Annotated in this window: 22 protein-coding genes and 1 rRNA gene; 17 read left to right on the top strand and 6 right to left on the bottom strand. The window is 49.8% G+C overall.

Going from position 1 to position 15,683, the window contains the following annotated elements; translation table 11 throughout:
* Positions 1-7 precede the first annotated feature (7 nt).
* The 10 genes from secY (at position 8) to MUA00_RS17330 (ending at position 5,697) form a co-directional block, all read left to right on the top strand.
* Entirely contained in the window at positions 8-1,339 is a 1,332-nt protein-coding gene (gene secY, locus MUA00_RS17285; protein ID WP_121264453.1) for a preprotein translocase subunit SecY, read from the top strand.
* Between the two features lie 30 nt (positions 1,340-1,369).
* Complete coding sequence (gene rpmJ, locus MUA00_RS17290) at positions 1,370-1,486, top strand: 50S ribosomal protein L36 (RefSeq protein ID WP_000868187.1); 117 nt, start codon at positions 1,370-1,372, stop codon at positions 1,484-1,486.
* A 146-nt stretch (positions 1,487-1,632) separates the two neighbouring features.
* Complete coding sequence (gene rpsM, locus MUA00_RS17295) at positions 1,633-1,989, top strand: 30S ribosomal protein S13 (RefSeq protein ID WP_121264456.1); 357 nt, start codon at positions 1,633-1,635, stop codon at positions 1,987-1,989.
* Between the two features lie 16 nt (positions 1,990-2,005).
* Complete coding sequence (rpsK, locus tag MUA00_RS17300) at positions 2,006-2,395, top strand: 30S ribosomal protein S11 (protein ID WP_004138423.1); 390 nt, start codon at positions 2,006-2,008, stop codon at positions 2,393-2,395.
* Between the two features lie 33 nt (positions 2,396-2,428).
* Positions 2,429-3,049 (top strand): 30S ribosomal protein S4, encoded by a 621-nt coding sequence (gene rpsD, locus MUA00_RS17305; protein WP_202308084.1) that lies wholly within the window; start codon positions 2,429-2,431, stop codon positions 3,047-3,049.
* A 25-nt stretch (positions 3,050-3,074) separates the two neighbouring features.
* On the top strand, positions 3,075-4,064 hold the full coding sequence (locus tag MUA00_RS17310) for a DNA-directed RNA polymerase subunit alpha (protein WP_002438685.1): 990 nt from the start codon (positions 3,075-3,077) through the stop codon (positions 4,062-4,064).
* Positions 4,065-4,104: 40 nt separating this feature from the next.
* On the top strand, positions 4,105-4,491 hold the full coding sequence (rplQ, locus tag MUA00_RS17315) for a 50S ribosomal protein L17 (protein ID WP_039898879.1): 387 nt from the start codon (positions 4,105-4,107) through the stop codon (positions 4,489-4,491).
* A gap of 113 nt (positions 4,492-4,604) precedes the next feature.
* The gene (locus MUA00_RS17320; protein ID WP_271124236.1) at positions 4,605-4,970 is read left to right on the top strand and encodes a DnaJ family domain-containing protein; all 366 of its coding nucleotides are present in this window, start codon (positions 4,605-4,607) and stop codon (positions 4,968-4,970) included.
* Positions 4,971-4,973: 3 nt separating this feature from the next.
* Entirely contained in the window at positions 4,974-5,390 is a 417-nt protein-coding gene (zntR, locus tag MUA00_RS17325) for a Zn(2+)-responsive transcriptional regulator (protein ID WP_271124237.1), read from the top strand.
* A gap of 64 nt (positions 5,391-5,454) precedes the next feature.
* Positions 5,455-5,697 (top strand): alternative ribosome-rescue factor A, encoded by a 243-nt coding sequence (locus MUA00_RS17330; protein ID WP_271124238.1) that lies wholly within the window; start codon positions 5,455-5,457, stop codon positions 5,695-5,697.
* Here the strand turns inward: MUA00_RS17330 and mscL are convergent.
* From mscL to def, 5 genes are all read right to left on the bottom strand, one after another.
* Complete coding sequence (gene mscL / locus MUA00_RS17335) at positions 5,672-6,085, bottom strand: large-conductance mechanosensitive channel protein MscL (RefSeq protein ID WP_271124239.1); 414 nt, start codon at positions 6,083-6,085, stop codon at positions 5,672-5,674. The two genes, MUA00_RS17330 and mscL, sit on opposite strands and share 26 nt — an antisense overlap.
* A gap of 160 nt (positions 6,086-6,245) precedes the next feature.
* A complete protein-coding gene (gene trkA / locus MUA00_RS17340; protein WP_271124240.1) occupies positions 6,246-7,622 on the bottom strand; it encodes a Trk system potassium transporter TrkA in 1,377 nt (458 codons plus the stop codon).
* Between the two features lie 47 nt (positions 7,623-7,669).
* A complete protein-coding gene (gene rsmB, locus MUA00_RS17345) occupies positions 7,670-8,959 on the bottom strand; it encodes a 16S rRNA (cytosine(967)-C(5))-methyltransferase RsmB (protein WP_271124241.1) in 1,290 nt (429 codons plus the stop codon).
* 74 nt (positions 8,960-9,033) lie between these two features.
* Positions 9,034-9,981, bottom strand: a complete 948-nt coding sequence (gene fmt / locus MUA00_RS17350; protein ID WP_271124242.1) for a methionyl-tRNA formyltransferase — start codon at positions 9,979-9,981, stop codon at positions 9,034-9,036.
* 14 nt (positions 9,982-9,995) lie between these two features.
* Positions 9,996-10,505, bottom strand: coding sequence for a peptide deformylase (gene def, locus MUA00_RS17355; RefSeq protein WP_271124243.1), 510 nt, complete (start codon positions 10,503-10,505; stop codon positions 9,996-9,998).
* 128 nt (positions 10,506-10,633) lie between these two features.
* On the opposite strand from def, the gene dprA reads away from it, so the two are divergent.
* From dprA to MUA00_RS17385, 6 genes are read left to right on the top strand one after another with little or no spacing between them, the layout of a single operon-like run.
* Positions 10,634-11,758, top strand: a complete 1,125-nt coding sequence (dprA, locus tag MUA00_RS17360; RefSeq protein WP_271124244.1) for a DNA-protecting protein DprA — start codon at positions 10,634-10,636, stop codon at positions 11,756-11,758.
* A complete protein-coding gene (gene smg, locus MUA00_RS17365) occupies positions 11,730-12,203 on the top strand; it encodes a DUF494 family protein Smg (RefSeq protein ID WP_271124245.1) in 474 nt (157 codons plus the stop codon). Before dprA ends, smg begins: the two co-directional genes overlap by 29 nt.
* A 23-nt stretch (positions 12,204-12,226) precedes the next feature.
* A complete protein-coding gene (locus tag MUA00_RS17370; RefSeq protein WP_271124246.1) occupies positions 12,227-12,769 on the top strand; it encodes a DNA topoisomerase family protein in 543 nt (180 codons plus the stop codon).
* Positions 12,770-12,773: 4 nt separating this feature from the next.
* Positions 12,774-13,346, top strand: a complete 573-nt coding sequence (tsaC, locus tag MUA00_RS17375) for an L-threonylcarbamoyladenylate synthase type 1 TsaC (protein ID WP_271124247.1) — start codon at positions 12,774-12,776, stop codon at positions 13,344-13,346.
* Between the two features lie 4 nt (positions 13,347-13,350).
* Positions 13,351-14,169 (top strand): shikimate dehydrogenase, encoded by an 819-nt coding sequence (gene aroE / locus MUA00_RS17380; RefSeq protein ID WP_271124262.1) that lies wholly within the window; start codon positions 13,351-13,353, stop codon positions 14,167-14,169.
* Entirely contained in the window at positions 14,166-14,423 is a 258-nt protein-coding gene (locus MUA00_RS17385; protein WP_271124248.1) for a DUF1488 family protein, read from the top strand. Before aroE ends, MUA00_RS17385 begins: the two co-directional genes overlap by 4 nt.
* On the opposite strand, the gene MUA00_RS17390 is transcribed toward MUA00_RS17385, so the two are convergent.
* A complete protein-coding gene (locus MUA00_RS17390; protein WP_271124249.1) occupies positions 14,399-14,953 on the bottom strand; it encodes a gamma carbonic anhydrase family protein in 555 nt (184 codons plus the stop codon). The genes MUA00_RS17385 and MUA00_RS17390 overlap by 25 nt on opposite strands.
* A gap of 502 nt (positions 14,954-15,455) precedes the next feature.
* On the opposite strand from MUA00_RS17390, the gene MUA00_RS17395 reads away from it, so the two are divergent.
* A 16S ribosomal RNA gene (locus MUA00_RS17395) occupies positions 15,456-15,683 on the top strand; the annotation flags it as partial.

Here is a 15,683-nt window from a genome sequence, read left to right on the forward strand (position 1 = left end):
GTAGCAGATGGCAAAGCAACCGGGATTAGATTTTCAAAGTGCTAAAGGTGGGCTTGGCGAGCTGAAACGCAGACTGATGTTTGTTATCGGTGCGCTGATTGTGTTCCGCATTGGCTCTTTTATTCCGATCCCTGGTATTGATGCCGCTGTACTTGCCAAACTGCTTGAACAACAGCGAGGCACTATCATTGAAATGTTTAACATGTTCTCTGGTGGTGCTCTCAGCCGTGCTTCTATCTTTGCATTGGGTATCATGCCGTACATCTCGGCATCGATCATTATCCAGCTGCTAACGGTGGTTCATCCAGCGTTAGCAGAGTTAAAGAAAGAAGGGGAATCTGGTCGTCGTAAGATCAGCCAGTACACCCGTTACGGTACTCTGGTGTTGGCAATATTCCAGTCTATCGGTATTGCTACCGGTTTGCCGAATATGCCTGGTATGCAGGGCTTGGTATTAAACCCAAGCTTTGCATTCTATTTCACCGCTGTTGTGAGTCTTGTCACCGGGACTATGTTCCTGATGTGGCTTGGCGAACAGATTACTGAACGTGGTATCGGCAACGGTATTTCAATCATAATCTTCGCTGGTATTGTTGCGGGTTTACCGCCGGCCATTGGCCATACTATCGAACAAGCGCGGCAAGGCGACCTGCACTTCCTCCTGTTGCTGTTGGTTGCAGTATTAGTATTCGCAGTGACCTTCTTCGTTGTTTTTGTTGAGCGTGGCCAACGCCGCATTGTGGTAAACTACGCGAAACGTCAACAGGGTCGTCGTGTCTATGCTGCGCAGAGCACGCATTTACCGCTGAAAGTGAACATGGCAGGGGTTATCCCGGCGATCTTTGCTTCCAGTATTATTCTGTTCCCGGCGACCATCGCGTCATGGTTCGGGGGCGGTACCGGTTGGAACTGGCTGACAACAATTTCGCTGTATTTGCAGCCTGGGCAACCGCTTTATGTGTTACTCTATGCGTCTGCAATCATCTTCTTCTGTTTCTTCTATACGGCGTTGGTTTTCAACCCGCGTGAAACAGCAGATAACCTGAAGAAGTCCGGTGCATTTGTACCAGGAATTCGTCCGGGAGAACAAACGGCGAAGTATATTGATAAAGTAATGACACGCCTGACTTTGGTTGGTGCGCTCTACATTACCTTTATCTGCCTAATCCCGGAGTTCATGCGTGATGCGATGAAAGTGCCGTTCTACTTTGGTGGGACCTCACTGCTTATTGTCGTCGTGGTCATCATGGACTTTATGGCTCAAGTGCAAACTCTGATGATGTCTAGTCAGTATGAGTCTGCATTGAAGAAAGCGAACCTGAAAGGCTACGGCCGTTAATCGTCGCTTGAGAAGTTACGGAGAGTAAAAATGAAAGTTCGTGCTTCCGTCAAGAAATTATGTCGTAACTGCAAAATCGTTAAGCGTGACGGTGTTATTCGCGTGATTTGCAGCGCCGAGCCGAAGCATAAACAGCGTCAAGGCTGATTATCTCGCATATTTTTCTTGCAAAGTTGGGTTGAGCTGGCTAGATTAGCCAGCCAATCTTTTGTATGTCTATGCGTTTCCATTTGAGTATCCTGAAAACGGGCTTTTCGGTATGGGACGCATAATCTAAATAGTAGGAGTGCATAGTGGCCCGTATAGCAGGCATTAACATTCCTGATCAGAAACATGCCGTAATCGCATTGACTTCGATTTACGGTGTCGGCAAGACTCGCTCTAAGGCCATTTGTGCCTCTGCGGGTATCGCTGAAGATGTTAAGATCAGTGAGCTGTCTGAAGAACAAATCGACACGCTGCGTGACGAAGTTGCCAAATTTGTCGTTGAAGGTGATCTGCGCCGTGAAGTGAGCATGAGCATCAAGCGTCTGATGGACCTTGGTTGCTATCGCGGTTTGCGTCATCGTCGTGGTCTTCCAGTACGCGGTCAGCGTACCAAGACCAACGCCCGTACCCGTAAGGGTCCGCGCAAACCGATCAAGAAATAATCGGGGTGATTGAATAATGGCAAAGGCACCAGTTCGTGCACGTAAGCGTGTAAGAAAACAAGTCTCTGACGGCGTGGCTCATGTCCATGCTTCTTTCAACAACACAATCGTTACTATTACCGATCGTCAGGGTAACGCTTTGGGTTGGGCAACTGCCGGTGGTTCCGGTTTCCGTGGTTCTCGCAAATCTACTCCGTTCGCAGCTCAGGTTGCAGCAGAGCGTTGCGCAGAAGCCGTGAAAGAATACGGTATCAAGAACCTGGAAGTTATGGTTAAGGGACCGGGTCCGGGTCGCGAATCTACTATTCGTGCTCTGAACGCCGCTGGTTTCCGCATCACTAATATTACTGATGTGACTCCGATCCCTCACAACGGTTGTCGTCCGCCGAAAAAACGTCGCGTATAACGCCCGTTTTTTTAGGAATGTTGGAGAAAGAAAATGGCAAGATATTTGGGTCCTAAGCTCAAGCTGAGCCGTCGTGAGGGCACAGACTTATTCCTTAAGTCTGGCGTTCGCGCGATCGATACCAAGTGTAAAATTGAACAAGCTCCTGGCCAGCACGGTGCGCGTAAACCGCGTCTGTCTGACTATGGTGTGCAGTTGCGTGAAAAGCAAAAAGTTCGCCGTATCTACGGTGTGCTGGAGCGTCAGTTCCGTAACTACTATAAAGAAGCAGCTCGTCTGAAAGGCAACACCGGTGAAAACCTGTTGGCTCTGCTGGAAGGTCGTCTGGATAACGTTGTTTACCGTATGGGCTTTGGCGCTACTCGTGCAGAAGCACGTCAGCTGGTTAGCCACAAGTCAGTAATGGTAAATGGTCGCGTTGTTAACATCGCTTCTTATCAGGTAACTCCGAATGACGTAGTCAGCATCCGTGAGAAAGCCAAAAAGCAATCTCGCGTGAAGGCCGCTCTGGAGCTGGCTGAACAGCGTGAAAAGCCAACCTGGCTGGAAGTTGATGCTGCCAAGATGGAAGGTGTGTTCAAGCGTAAGCCTGAGCGTACCGATCTGTCTGCGGACATTAACGAACACCTGATCGTCGAGCTTTACTCCAAGTAAAGCTTAGTACCAAAGAGAGGACACAATGCAGGGTTCTGTGACAGAGTTTCTAAAACCGCGCCTGGTAGATATCGAGCAAGTGAGTTCGACGCACGCCAAGGTGACCCTTGAGCCTTTAGAGCGTGGCTTTGGCCATACTCTTGGTAACGCACTGCGCCGTATTCTGCTTTCGTCTATGCCGGGTTGCGCGGTGACTGAGGTTGAGATTGATGGTGTACTACATGAGTACAGCACCAAAGAAGGCGTTCAGGAAGATATCCTGGAAATCCTGCTCAACCTGAAAGGGCTGGCGGTGAGAGTTCAAGGCAAAGATGAGGTTATTCTTACCCTGAATAAATCTGGCATTGGCCCTGTGACTGCAGCCGACATCACTCATGATGGTGATGTCGAAATCGTCAAGCCGCAGCATGTGATCTGCCACCTGACCGATGAGAACGCATCTATTAGTATGCGTATCAAAGTTCAGCGCGGTCGCGGTTATGTGCCGGCCTCTGCCCGAATTCATTCGGAAGAAGATGAGCGCCCAATCGGCCGTCTGCTGGTCGACGCCTGTTACAGCCCTGTAGAGCGTATTGCCTACAATGTTGAAGCAGCACGTGTTGAGCAGCGTACCGATCTGGACAAGCTGGTCATCGAAATGGAAACCAACGGCACAATCGATCCTGAAGAGGCGATTCGTCGTGCGGCAACCATTCTGGCTGAACAACTTGAAGCTTTCGTTGACCTACGTGATGTACGTCAGCCGGAAGTTAAAGAAGAGAAACCAGAATTCGATCCGATCTTGCTGCGCCCTGTTGACGATCTGGAATTGACTGTCCGCTCTGCTAACTGCCTTAAGGCAGAAGCTATCCACTATATCGGTGATCTGGTACAGCGTACTGAGGTTGAGCTGCTTAAAACGCCTAACCTTGGTAAAAAATCTCTTACTGAGATTAAAGACGTGCTGGCTTCCCGTGGACTGTCTCTGGGCATGCGCCTGGAAAACTGGCCACCGGCAAGCATCGCTGACGAGTAACCGGATCACAGGTTAAGGTTTTACTGAGAAGGATAAGGTCATGCGCCATCGTAAGAGTGGTCGTCAACTGAACCGCAACAGCAGCCATCGCCAGGCTATGTTCCGCAATATGGCAGGTTCACTGGTTCGTCATGAGATCATCAAGACGACCCTGCCTAAAGCGAAAGAGCTGCGTCGCGTAGTTGAGCCGCTGATTACTCTTGCCAAGACTGATAGCGTTGCTAATCGTCGTCTGGCATTCGCCCGCACTCGTGATAACGAGATCGTGGCAAAACTGTTTAATGAACTGGGTCCGCGTTTTGCGAGCCGTACAGGTGGTTACACTCGTATTCTGAAGTGTGGCTTCCGTGCTGGTGATAACGCTCCGATGGCTTACATCGAGCTGGTTGATCGCGCCGAGTCTCAAACAGAAGCTGCTGCAGAGTAATCTGCAGTAACGTAAAAAAACCGGGCTTGCCCGGTTTTTTTATATCTGTAATTTCCTTTCCCGCATGCTTCCGTCGTATTCTTGTTTTATTCCCTTCCAGATATTTAATGCTTATGTGGTTAATCGATCGGTGGGCTGAACGCCATATCGTTGATGCTCAGCGTAAAGGTGAATTTGAAAATCTTCCCGGTGCAGGTGAACCGCTTGTTCTTGAAGATGATTCCTCTGTTCCTGCAGAATTACGAAGTGCTTACCGGCTCCTGAAGAATGCAGGTTGTTTGCCACCTGAAATTCAGCACCGTAAAGATGCCCTTGAACTTCAGGACCTGCTTAAATCCATCAACCATGAGCATCCGGACTACCATGCGCTCAGTAAAAAATTTACTCTGCTTGAATTGAAGCTACGCCAGGCGGGTTTAAGCACCGATTTCCTGCATGGGGAATATGCGAATAAGCTGATTCATAAAGTGGAGAAATAGGTTATGTATCGTATTGGAGAACTGGCCAAACTGGCAGATGTTACGCCTGATACCATTCGTTATTACGAAAAGCAGCAAATGATGGAACATGAGGAAAGAACTGAGGGAGGATTCCGGCTCTACAGCAAAACCGACCTTCAGCGTCTGAAGTTTATTCGTTATGCCAAGCAGCTCGGCTTCACGCTTGAAACTATACGTGAACTATTATCGATTCGAATCGATCCTGAACATCACACCTGTCAGGAGTCAAAAGGCATTGTTCAAAGCCGTTTGCGGGAGGTTGAGTCAAAAATTAGCGAACTTGAGCACATGCGTAAGTCGCTGCAACGACTGAATGATGCTTGCTGCGGTAGCGCGCACAGCAGTGTTTATTGCTCCATTCTCGAAGCGCTGGAGCAAGGTGCGAGCAATACAAAATAGTTATTGCAGTATAGTATTTACGGGCATAGAATCGCGCCGTTATTTTAATCAAACCGGAGTTTTTATGAGCCACTATCAGCACAAGAAAGGGGTTATCAAGGATAATGCCATTGAGGCTTTATTACACGACCCGCTATTTCGCCAAAGAGTTGAGAAGAGCAAGAAAGGAAAAGGAAGTTATCAGCGTAATGCAAAACATGGCAAACGGGGTAACTGGGAGGCCAGTGGCAAACAAGCAAATCGCTTTTTTACCACTGGCCTTCTGCTTTTAAAGCACAGTATTAGATCCGTTCATTCTGCTGTTTGAGCAGATCGCGAATTTCACTCAGTAAAACTTCTTCTTTAGTTGGAGCAGGTGGTGCTTCTGGTTCTTCTTTTTTCTTACGATTGAGCTTATTGATCACTTTGATCGCCATGAAAATTGCAAAAGCAACAATCAGGAAATCAAAAATATTCTGAATAAACACGCCGTAATGCATGACCACAGCAGGAATGTCGCCTACTGCAGGTCTTAACGTGAGAGCGAACTGTTTAAAATCAACACCACCAATCAGCAACCCAAGCGGCGGCATAATGATATCCGCCACCAGTGAAGAAACAATTTTCCCGAAAGCGGCGCCAATAATTACACCCACTGCCAAATCAACAACATTTCCGCGCATCGCAAATTCGCGGAATTCTTTTAACATACTCATTTTTATCTCCTTGTACTGGCTGACGCTAATAAGTCTAACAAAGGATGACTCGATTGCCATTACAGCGAGAAATAAGAATTTCCCGCTAAGCCCTTATTTTTAGAATGGTTTCCTTTGTGAAAGGAATAAATGGGCAGCATGATTATCTGCCCATATAGCATTAGAGGAAGAATGGGCTTGGCTGGAACAGACGTTCAACGTCACTAACAAATTTCTTATCTGTCAGGAACATAATGACGTGATCGCCTTGTTCAATACGCAGGTTATCATTAGCAATCATGACATCGTTACCACGAACGACTGCGCCAATGATGGTACCCGGCGGTAGCTTAATTTCATCAATCACCCGTCCAACAACCCTGGATGTGCTTTCGTCACCATGCGCCACGGCTTCGATGGCTTCCGCAACGCCACGGCGTAAAGAAGAAACCCCAACGATATCAGCCTTACGCACGTGGCCTAAAAGGGCCGAAATTGTTGCCTGCTGGGGGGATATTGCAATATCGATGACGCTGCCCTGAACCAAATCGACGTAGGCGCGACGCTGGATCAACACCATCACCTTTTTGGCACCCATTCGCTTTGCAAGCATCGCAGACATAATGTTCGCTTCATCATCGTTGGTGACGGCAATAAACAGATCAACCTGTTCAATGTGCTCTTCGGCCAGCAGCTCCTGATCGGAGGCGTCACCATAGAAGACGATGGTATTTTGCAGCATCTCGGCCAATTCAGCCGCTCGCTGAGGATCGCGTTCAATAAGCTTAACGCTGTAATCTTTTTCAAGCCGTTGTGCCAGGCCCGCACCAATATTACCGCCGCCAACGAGCATGATTCGCTTGTATGGCTTTTCGAGCCTTTGCAGTTCGCTCATCACCGCGCGGATATGCTGAGATGCCGCAATAAAGAAGACTTCGTCGCCCGCTTCCACAATGGTTGATCCTTGTGGGCGAATAGGATGGTCATGACGGAAAATCGCAGCAACACGCGTTTCAATGTGCGGCATATGCTCACGCATTGCCGACAGTGCATTCCCCACCAGCGGCCCGCCGTAATAGGCTTTGACTACAGCCAGGCTAACTTTGCCCTCAGCGAAGTTGACCACCTGCAGCGCGCCAGGATATTCAATAAGACGATAGATGTTATCGATAACCAGTTGTTCAGGTGCGATAAGGTGATCGATAGGGACGGCTTCGGCATTGAACAGGCGTTCTGCATCGCGAACATAATCAGGCGCACGGATACGCGCTATACGGTTCGGCGTATTAAACAGGGAATATGCTACCTGGCAGGCGATCATATTTGTTTCATCGGAGCTGGTGACAGCCACAAGCATATCGGCATCATCTGCCCCGGCTTCACGCAAAACGCGTGGATGTGAACCGTGTCCCTGAACAACACGGAGATCAAACTTATCCTGCAGGCTGCGCAGGCGATCCTGATTCGTGTCCACAACGGTTATGTCGTTGTTTTCACCCGCCAGGTTTTCTGCCAGGGTACCGCCAACCTGGCCGGCGCCCAGAATGATTATTTTCATTTTTTATAGCTTCATTATGATGAAACTGACGACTCAGTGAGCCTGAGTCAGATTTTAATAAGCTTAGCGTAAAAGAAGCCGTCACCTTCTTGCTCCGCCGGCAAATTCTGAATGCCGGGTTGCTCTGGCGTGCCGGTCTCCACCAGCTTTGCTTCCGGATGGCGTGAGAGGAAACCAGCAACCTGGAGGCTATTCTCTTCGGGGAGAATGGAACAGGTTGCATAAAGCAGCGTGCCGCCCATTTTCAGATGCGGCCAGACGGCGTCGAGTATCTCTTTTTGCAGCTCAGCCAGTTCGGCTATATCCCTGTCTCGGCGAAGCCATTTAATATCGGGATGACGACGGATTACGCCAGTAGCTGAACACGGAGCATCAAGCAAAATTCGGTCGAACTGCTGTTTACCGCACCATTGCGAAGGGAAACGGCCGTCGCCTTGCTTCACTTCGGCGCTCATACCAAGGCGCTGAAGATTTTCATGCACGCGTTTGAGGCGTTGTGGATCAACATCCACCGCCATAACTTTAGCCGCTGGTGCTGCTTCCAGAATATGCGTGGTTTTTCCGCCGGGAGCCGCACACAAATCCAGGATCGACTCGCCATCTTTTGGATCCAGCAGATCAACGCAGCCCTGAGCCGAGGCGTCCTGAACGGTCACCCAACCCTGATCGAAACCCGGCAAGGCATGAACGGGCGCAGGTGTATCAAGACGCACGGCATCGCGATATTGCAGATGAGAATGCCCTTCCAGCCCGGCTTCTTTCAGCAGCTTCAGCCATTCATCACGAGAATGATGCTGTCGGTTAACACGAAGCCACATCGGCGGTCGTTGGTTATTGGCCTCAAGAATGCTTTGCCATCTATCCGGCCAGGCTTTTTTAATTCGTTGTATAAGCCAGGAAGGATGAAGGAAACGGCTTTCATGTTTGGCTGCTTCGGCCATCAGCTCTTCCTGTTGGCGCTGGAACTGACGCAGGACGCCGTTGATTAGCCCTTTCAGATTCTGACGCTTGATGGCAACGGCACCCTCAACTGTTTCTGCCAGAGCTGCGTGCGCCGGGATGCGGGTATAAAGCAGTTGATAAAAACCCACCATAATGAGGTAGTGGATGGTGCGCTGTTTGCCCGTCATTGGGCGGGACATCAGTTTACCCACCAGCCATTCTAGCTGTGGCAGCGTACGTAATACGCCAAAGCACAGCTCCTGAAGTAGCGCTTTATCTTTATCAGCGACCTTTTGTTGCATTGGCGGCAACACATTGCTGAGCGATTGCCCTTTTTCGACAACCTGCTCAATGGTCTGGGCTGCCAGACTGCGAAGATTTAAGGATTTTTTCATAGCCACGCTCTGTTTTCCGGCGCTTAAAAACAAAAATGCCCAGGAATTTTCCCGGGCGTAAGATATTTATTGTCTCAGGCGAGAAGGGCGCCTGGCTCGAACCATTCACGACGCGAATTCAACAGATCCTGCGCTGTCATCGCTTTTTTACCCGCAGGTTGCAGCTCTTCCAGATTTAAAACGCCTTCCGCGGTCGCGACCTGAATGCCATGTTTGCTGGCTTCCAGGATAGTACCCGGCGCTGCACGGGTTTGTTCATTGATGGCTGTCGCTCGCCAGACTTTGACTGGCTGCCCATCAATTTCTAACCAGCTCATTGGCCACGGATTGAATGCGCGAATGCAACGCTCCAACTGAAATGCGCCAAGCGACCAGTCGATGCGTGCCTCTTCTTTGCTGAGCTTCTCAGCGTAAGTCACCAGCGCTTCGTCCTGAACTTCTGGCTGAGCGGTGCCTGCGGCTAACTGGCTTAACGTTTCCAGCAAACCTTGCGGACCAAGCTCGGCAAGCCTGTCGTAAAGTGTTGCGCTGGTATCTTGCGGAGTAATGTCGCAGGCAAGCTTATAAAGCATATCGCCTGTGTCCAGCCCAACGTCCATTTGCATGATGGTGACGCCTGTTTGCGCATCGCCCGCCCATAAAGAACGCTGAATAGGCGCAGCTCCGCGCCAGCGTGGAAGCAATGAGCCATGCACATTAATGCAGCCGAGGCGTGGCATATCGAGCACGGCTTTTGGGAGAATCAGTCCGTAAGCTACAACAACCATCACGTCCGCATTTAAATCGGCAATCAGCTGCTGGTTTTCTACAGGGCGCAATGATGCCGGTTGGAATACAGGGATCTCTTTTTCGCAAGCCAGTACTTTTACCGGGCTTGGCATAAGCTTCTTGCCGCGACCAGCCGGGCGGTCAGGCTGTGTGAAAACACCGACAACCTGATGCTGAGAAGACAACAGCGCATCAAGATGACGCGCTGCAAAATCGGGAGTTCCGGCGAAAATAATACGCAGTGAATCTGACACGTTGATTTCTGTCCTTAAGCTTTCGCTTTCAAACGGTCGAGTTTTTCAACTTTCTGACGAATACGCTGTTGTTTTAGTGGCGACAGATAATCGATAAACAGCTTACCGACCAGGTGATCCATTTCATGCTGGATGCAGATTGCCAGCAGGCCATCTGCTTCAAGTTCGTAAGGCTTACCTTCACGATCCAGCGCACGAATTTTCACTTTCTCAGCGCGTGGCACCAGGGCACGCTGTTCCGGAATTGAAAGGCAGCCCTCTTCAATTCCGGTTTCGCCGCTTTTTTCCAGTAGTTCAGGGTTGATCAGCACCAGCTGCTCGTCGCGATTTTCGGAAACATCAATAACGATAATACGCTGATGGATATCGACCTGAGTCGCCGCAAGGCCGATACCTTCTTCGTCATACATGGTGTCGAACATATCATCAACGATACGTTGAATTTCCGCATTCACTTCTTTGACCGGCGTAGCGACTTTGCGAAGTCGCTCGTCCGGAATATGTAACACTTGCAAAACTGCCATAAATATCCAGAGCTGTGTTCAATTGATGAAAGGATTATTCCTTCTATTCTAGACAAAACCCCCCCTGATTGACAGCATCAGTGACCAATCGCAAGGATTGCTTTTATAGCTTATGGCAGGGAGAAACTGTGTTACCAACGGAGATTTGGTTACGCCTGATGGCGGTCAATAGCCTGAGCGGTGATAAGACGCTGGAAATTGCTCATTTACTGGAATCTGGTTCTGATTGCGCTCCTGCATCTCTTGCAAAAGTAGGGTTATGCTCCCGGCAGATCGCGCAGTTTAATCGTTTTAGCGAGCGGGACCTGGAGGCTGCTTATCTCTGGCTTGAACAATCGGATCATCATCTCCTGACTGCGAATAGCCCACACTATCCGAAGCAACTCCGTTCTATAGATTATTTTCCTGCGGCGTTATTTGTTGCCGGGAACGTCGGGCTTCTTTCGAGCAACCAATTAGCCGTGGTTGGCAGCCGTAATCTCTCCCTGTATGGCGAAAGATGGTGCCGCATGTTCTGCGAACCGCTGGCGACTGCTGGGCTGACAATAACCAGCGGTCTGGCGTTAGGCATCGATGCCGTCGCACATCGGGCGGCATTGCAGGTTCATGGCAAAACTATCGCCGTACTAGGAAATGGGCTTGCGGATATTTATCCCAAACGCCACAGGCATCTTGCTCGTAATATTCTGGAAAATGGCGGGACTGTTGTTTCCGAATTCCCTTTAACGACGACTCCGTGGCCCGGCAATTTTCCGCGCCGTAATCGCATTATAAGTGGCTTAAGCCGGGCCGTTTTTGTTGTCGAAGCCTCTGAACGAAGTGGTTCGCTGGTTACCGCAAGATACGCTATTGAACAGGGAAGGGAAGTGTTCGCGCTACCCGGGCCGGTAGGTAATCCGGGCAGTGAAGGGCCGCATTGGTTGATAAAACAGGGCGCTACGCTGGTAAGTCATCCGTCAGATATCCTCGAGTACCTGGAAAGCGAATTGCAATGGCTTCCCTTGCCGCACAAAACCTTAATATATTCACGCGATGAAGGGGAACACACATTGCCATTTCCCGAGCTGTTGGCTAACGTAGGAGATGAGGTTACACCTGTTGACGTCGTCGCTGAACGTGCCGGCCAACCTGTGCCAGAGACGGTAGCCCAACTGCTCGAACTGGAGTTAGCAGGATGGATCGCAGCTGTACCCGGCGGCTATGTCCGATTGAGGAGGGCATGCCATGTTCGACGTACTAATGTACTTATTTGAAACCTACATCCATAACGAAGCGGAAATGCGTGTTGATCAAGATAAATTGACGCACGATCTCACCGATGCCGGTTTTGATCGCGAAGACATTTATAACGCGTTGGTATGGCTGGAAAAGCTGGCTGATTATCAGGATGGGCTCACCGAGCCGATGCAATTAGCTGCCGATCCGCTTTCAATGCGTATCTACACGGAAGAAGAAAGCCTGCGTCTGGATGCCAGTTGCCGGGGATTTTTACTCTTCCTTGAGCAGATTCAGGTGCTAAACCTCGAAACCCGTGAAATGGTGATTGAACGTGTGCTGGCGCTGGATACCGCCGAGTTTGAGCTGGAAGACTTAAAATGGGTGGTGCTGATGGTGCTGTTCAACATCCCAGGTTGCGAAAACGCTTATCAACAGATGGAAGAATTACTCTTCGAAGTAAATGAAGGTATGCTGCATTAAAATTTTGTGCAGCAAGAGATGTTATGACCAAATCAGCACTTTTCACGGTGCCTAAAAATGAACCCTGCCCCCAATGCGGGGCAGAGTTAGTTATTCGTTCCGGTAAGAACGGCCCTTTCCTTGGGTGTTCTCATTACCCGGAATGCGATTATGTACGTCCTTTAAAAGGCCAGTCAGACGGACATATCGTCAAAGTGCTCGAAGGGCAGCAGTGTCCCGAATGCGACGCGACGCTTGTACTGCGGCAGGGGCGGTTTGGCATGTTCATCGGATGCAGTAACTATCCGGGCTGTGAACATACTGAAGTGATCGATAAACCAGATGAAACGGCTATAACCTGTCCACAATGTCAGCAGGGGCAGCTAGTTCAGCGTCGTTCGCGATATGGCAAAACCTTCTGGTCGTGTGACCGTTATCCTGATTGCCAGTTTGTCATCAATTTCAAACCCGTCGCTGGAGTTTGTCCTGAATGCCATTATCCGTTATTAATTGAAAAGAAAACGGCACAGGGGATAAAACGCCTGTGTGCCAGCAAACAATGTGGAAAGCCCATCGCGGCGGAATAAGATTGTGAACAACAGCCTGCAACAAGGACAGCTTGCGAAAATCGTTGCTGTCCTGAAAAATAACAATGTTATCGCTTATCCAACCGAAGCTGTTTTTGGCGTCGGTTGCGATCCTGATAGCGAGCTTGCGGTTTCACGTTTGCTCGAGCTAAAACAGCGCCCGGTAGATAAAGGTCTTATCCTGATCGCGGCAACTTTTGAACAACTCACGCCTTATATAGATGAGCATGCGTTAACCGCCGCACAACGTAAGGCGGTATTTTCCTGCTGGCCTGGCCCGGTAACATTTGTTTTCCCGGCATTGCCTTCCACCCCACGCTGGCTTACTGGACGCTTTGATTCACTGGCCGTCAGGGTTACGGACCATCCGCTGGTAAAAGCACTTTGCCAGCAATACGGCAAGCCGCTTGTCTCAACGAGCGCAAACCTGTCCGGCTTGCCGCCATGCCGTACCGCCGAAGAAGTGTTACAGCAATTTGGCGATGATTTTCCGGTGCTGCATGGCGAAACCGGTGGGCGGCAAAATCCTTCAGAAATTCGTGACGCCTTAACCGGCGAGCTCTTCCGCCAGGGGTAAAATGATGGACACCTTCGCCGTTTTCGGTAACCCGATTCAACACAGTAAGTCGCCGCAAATCCATAAAATGTTTGCTGAACAACTGAATATTGATCATCCCTATGGACGGGTTCTTGCTCCCATGGACGCTTTCCTGGAAACCCTGGAATTGTTCTTTAATGCTGGTGGGCGAGGCGCGAACATCACCATGCCGTTTAAAGAGCAGGCATTTGCCCGCTCGGATGAGCTAACCGAGCGGGCTGCGTTGGCCGGCGCGGTGAATACTTTGAAGCGTCTGGAGGACGGGCGCCTGCTGGGCGATAACACCGACGGTATTGGTTTACTTAGCGATCTGGAACGTTTGTCGCTTGTAAAACCCGGCGATCGTATTCTGTTATTAGGCGCTGGCGGAGCGGCCAGAGGCGTACTGCTTCCTCTTTTATCTCTGGACTGCGCGGTAACGATCACGAACCGTACTTTTACCCGCGCAGAAGAGCTGGCAAAGCTGTTTAGCCATACCGGCAGCGTTCAGGCGATCGAGCAACAAAAGCTGGATGGACATGAATTTGATTTAATCATTAATGCAACGTCCAGCGGCGTCGGTGGTGATATCCCGTTAATCCCATCTGCTTTGCTGTCGCATAACGTACGCTGCTATGACATGTACTATCAGGCAGGCCTTACGCCTTTCCTTAGCTGGAGCAAGCAGCACGGCGTTCAACATTATGCAGATGGGTTAGGAATGCTGGTGGGCCAGGCGGCGCATGCTTTCCTGTTGTGGCATGGTGTGCTTCCGAGCGTTGAGCCGGTAATAGAAAAGCTTCAGCAGGAAATAGCGAAGTGAATCAAGCGATCCAGTTTCCCGATCGCGAAGAATGGGATGAGCGGCATAATGCGATTTGCTTTCCGGCGTTAGTCAACGGTTTCCAGATAACGTGCGCCATTAGCGGGAAAACTGTCGCCAGCCGTTACGGTGGCGACGGAGTAAATAAATGGCTTGAGCTATTTCGGGCTCATCGCTGGGATCTGGAAGAGGAAGTGCAGGATTTGATCCTTGATGAGCAAGAAGGCGATCAAGGCTGGTTCTGGTTATCCTGAGCCAGGTACTCATCTTTCCAGCGTACATAGTTATTAGCGGAGTACTTGAGTCCTTCAAGCTCCGCCCCTTTCAACGGGCGGATTTGTTTAACTGGACTTCCAAGATACAAATAGCCGCTTTCCAGTCGCTTGTTCTGCGGGACCAGGCTGCCAGCCCCAATCATGACATCATTTTCTACGACGACTCCATCCAGCAGAATCGATCCCATTCCTACCAGCACGCGATTTCCTATAGTGCAGCCGTGAAGCATAACCTTATGCCCGACAGTGACATCCTCGCCCACGATAAGTGGGTTGCCTTCCGGGTTATATGAAGATTTGTGCGTAACGTGCAGAACGCAACCATCCTGAATGTTTGTGCGTGCGCCAATAGCAACATAGTTAACGTCTCCGCGAATAGCGACTAATGGCCAGATGCTGACATCGTCAGCCAAACGGACGTCGCCAATCACAACGCTGGAAGGATCAACCATCACGCGCAGGCCGATTTTAGGGAAGATTTTCTGAAACGGACGTAATACAGCTGTCATAACAACCTCTGGGAATTTATTGCGTAGGTAAACTCTGGCTGCTTTTTTGACCATTAGCAAGCAGGTAAACCGCTATAAAGGAGGCAGAACGGACAGGATCTCATCGGAAAGGGTGAAAACTAAACACTTGAGAGAAAAGATCGAAAAAATGCTTGTGCAATAAAACGGGATCCCTATAATGCGCCTCCATCGACACGGAACATGTGAATCACTTCACAAACAACCGGTCGATAAAGAGAAAAAATCCTGAAATTCAGGGTTGACTCTGAAAGAGGAAAGCGTAATATACGCCACCTCGCAACAGCAGGCTTAGCCGCTGATTGCACTGCTCTTTAACAATTTATCAGACAATCTGTGTGGGCACTCGCAGGATTGATATCTCAGTACCTTCGGGTACAAAAAAATATCAAGTCTTGAAGAGTGACCAGACAGTAATTCATTAGTGAATTATGTGAATGTAATCTTTGAGCATCGCTTCACGGGTTGAAGCAAATCAAGCTTTTAATTGAAGAGTTTGATCATGGCTCAGATTGAACGCTGGCGGCAGGCCTAACACATGCAAGTCGGGCGGTAGCACAGGGAGCTTGCTCCTGGGTGACGAGCGGCGGACGGGTGAGTAATGTCTGGGAAACTGCCTGATGGAGGGGGATAACTACTGGAAACGGTAGCTAATACCGCATAACGTCTTCGGACCAAAGAGGGGGACCTTCGGGCCTCTTGCCATCAGATG

Source organism: Dryocola boscaweniae (assembly GCF_025215095.1).
Lineage (GTDB): Bacteria > Pseudomonadota > Gammaproteobacteria > Enterobacterales > Enterobacteriaceae > Dryocola > Dryocola boscaweniae.

Bases quoted from the DNA above. Each gene is read 5' to 3' on its own strand.
- smg (WP_271124245.1), top strand. From the start codon at position 11,730: ATGTTCGACGTACTAATGTACTTATTTGAAACCTACATCCATAACGAA.
- MUA00_RS17320 (WP_271124236.1), top strand. From the start codon at position 4,605: ATGTGGTTAATCGATCGGTGGGCTGAACGCCATATCGTTGATGCTCAG.
- zntR (WP_271124237.1), top strand. From the start codon at position 4,974: ATGTATCGTATTGGAGAACTGGCCAAACTGGCAGATGTTACGCCTGAT.
- MUA00_RS17310 (WP_002438685.1), top strand. From the start codon at position 3,075: ATGCAGGGTTCTGTGACAGAGTTTCTAAAACCGCGCCTGGTAGATATC.
- rpsD (WP_202308084.1), top strand. From the start codon at position 2,429: ATGGCAAGATATTTGGGTCCTAAGCTCAAGCTGAGCCGTCGTGAGGGC.
- secY (WP_121264453.1), top strand. From the start codon at position 8: ATGGCAAAGCAACCGGGATTAGATTTTCAAAGTGCTAAAGGTGGGCTT.
- rpmJ (WP_000868187.1), top strand. From the start codon at position 1,370: ATGAAAGTTCGTGCTTCCGTCAAGAAATTATGTCGTAACTGCAAAATC.
- aroE (WP_271124262.1), top strand. From the start codon at position 13,351: ATGGACACCTTCGCCGTTTTCGGTAACCCGATTCAACACAGTAAGTCG.
- rsmB (WP_271124241.1), bottom strand. From the start codon at position 8,959: ATGAAAAAATCCTTAAATCTTCGCAGTCTGGCAGCCCAGACCATTGAG.
- trkA (WP_271124240.1), bottom strand. From the start codon at position 7,622: ATGAAAATAATCATTCTGGGCGCCGGCCAGGTTGGCGGTACCCTGGCA.
- mscL (WP_271124239.1), bottom strand. From the start codon at position 6,085: ATGAGTATGTTAAAAGAATTCCGCGAATTTGCGATGCGCGGAAATGTT.
- rpsK (WP_004138423.1), top strand. From the start codon at position 2,006: ATGGCAAAGGCACCAGTTCGTGCACGTAAGCGTGTAAGAAAACAAGTC.
- MUA00_RS17330 (WP_271124238.1), top strand. From the start codon at position 5,455: ATGAGCCACTATCAGCACAAGAAAGGGGTTATCAAGGATAATGCCATT.
- def (WP_271124243.1), bottom strand. From the start codon at position 10,505: ATGGCAGTTTTGCAAGTGTTACATATTCCGGACGAGCGACTTCGCAAA.
- MUA00_RS17390 (WP_271124249.1), bottom strand. From the start codon at position 14,953: ATGACAGCTGTATTACGTCCGTTTCAGAAAATCTTCCCTAAAATCGGC.
- rplQ (WP_039898879.1), top strand. From the start codon at position 4,105: ATGCGCCATCGTAAGAGTGGTCGTCAACTGAACCGCAACAGCAGCCAT.
- MUA00_RS17370 (WP_271124246.1), top strand. From the start codon at position 12,227: ATGACCAAATCAGCACTTTTCACGGTGCCTAAAAATGAACCCTGCCCC.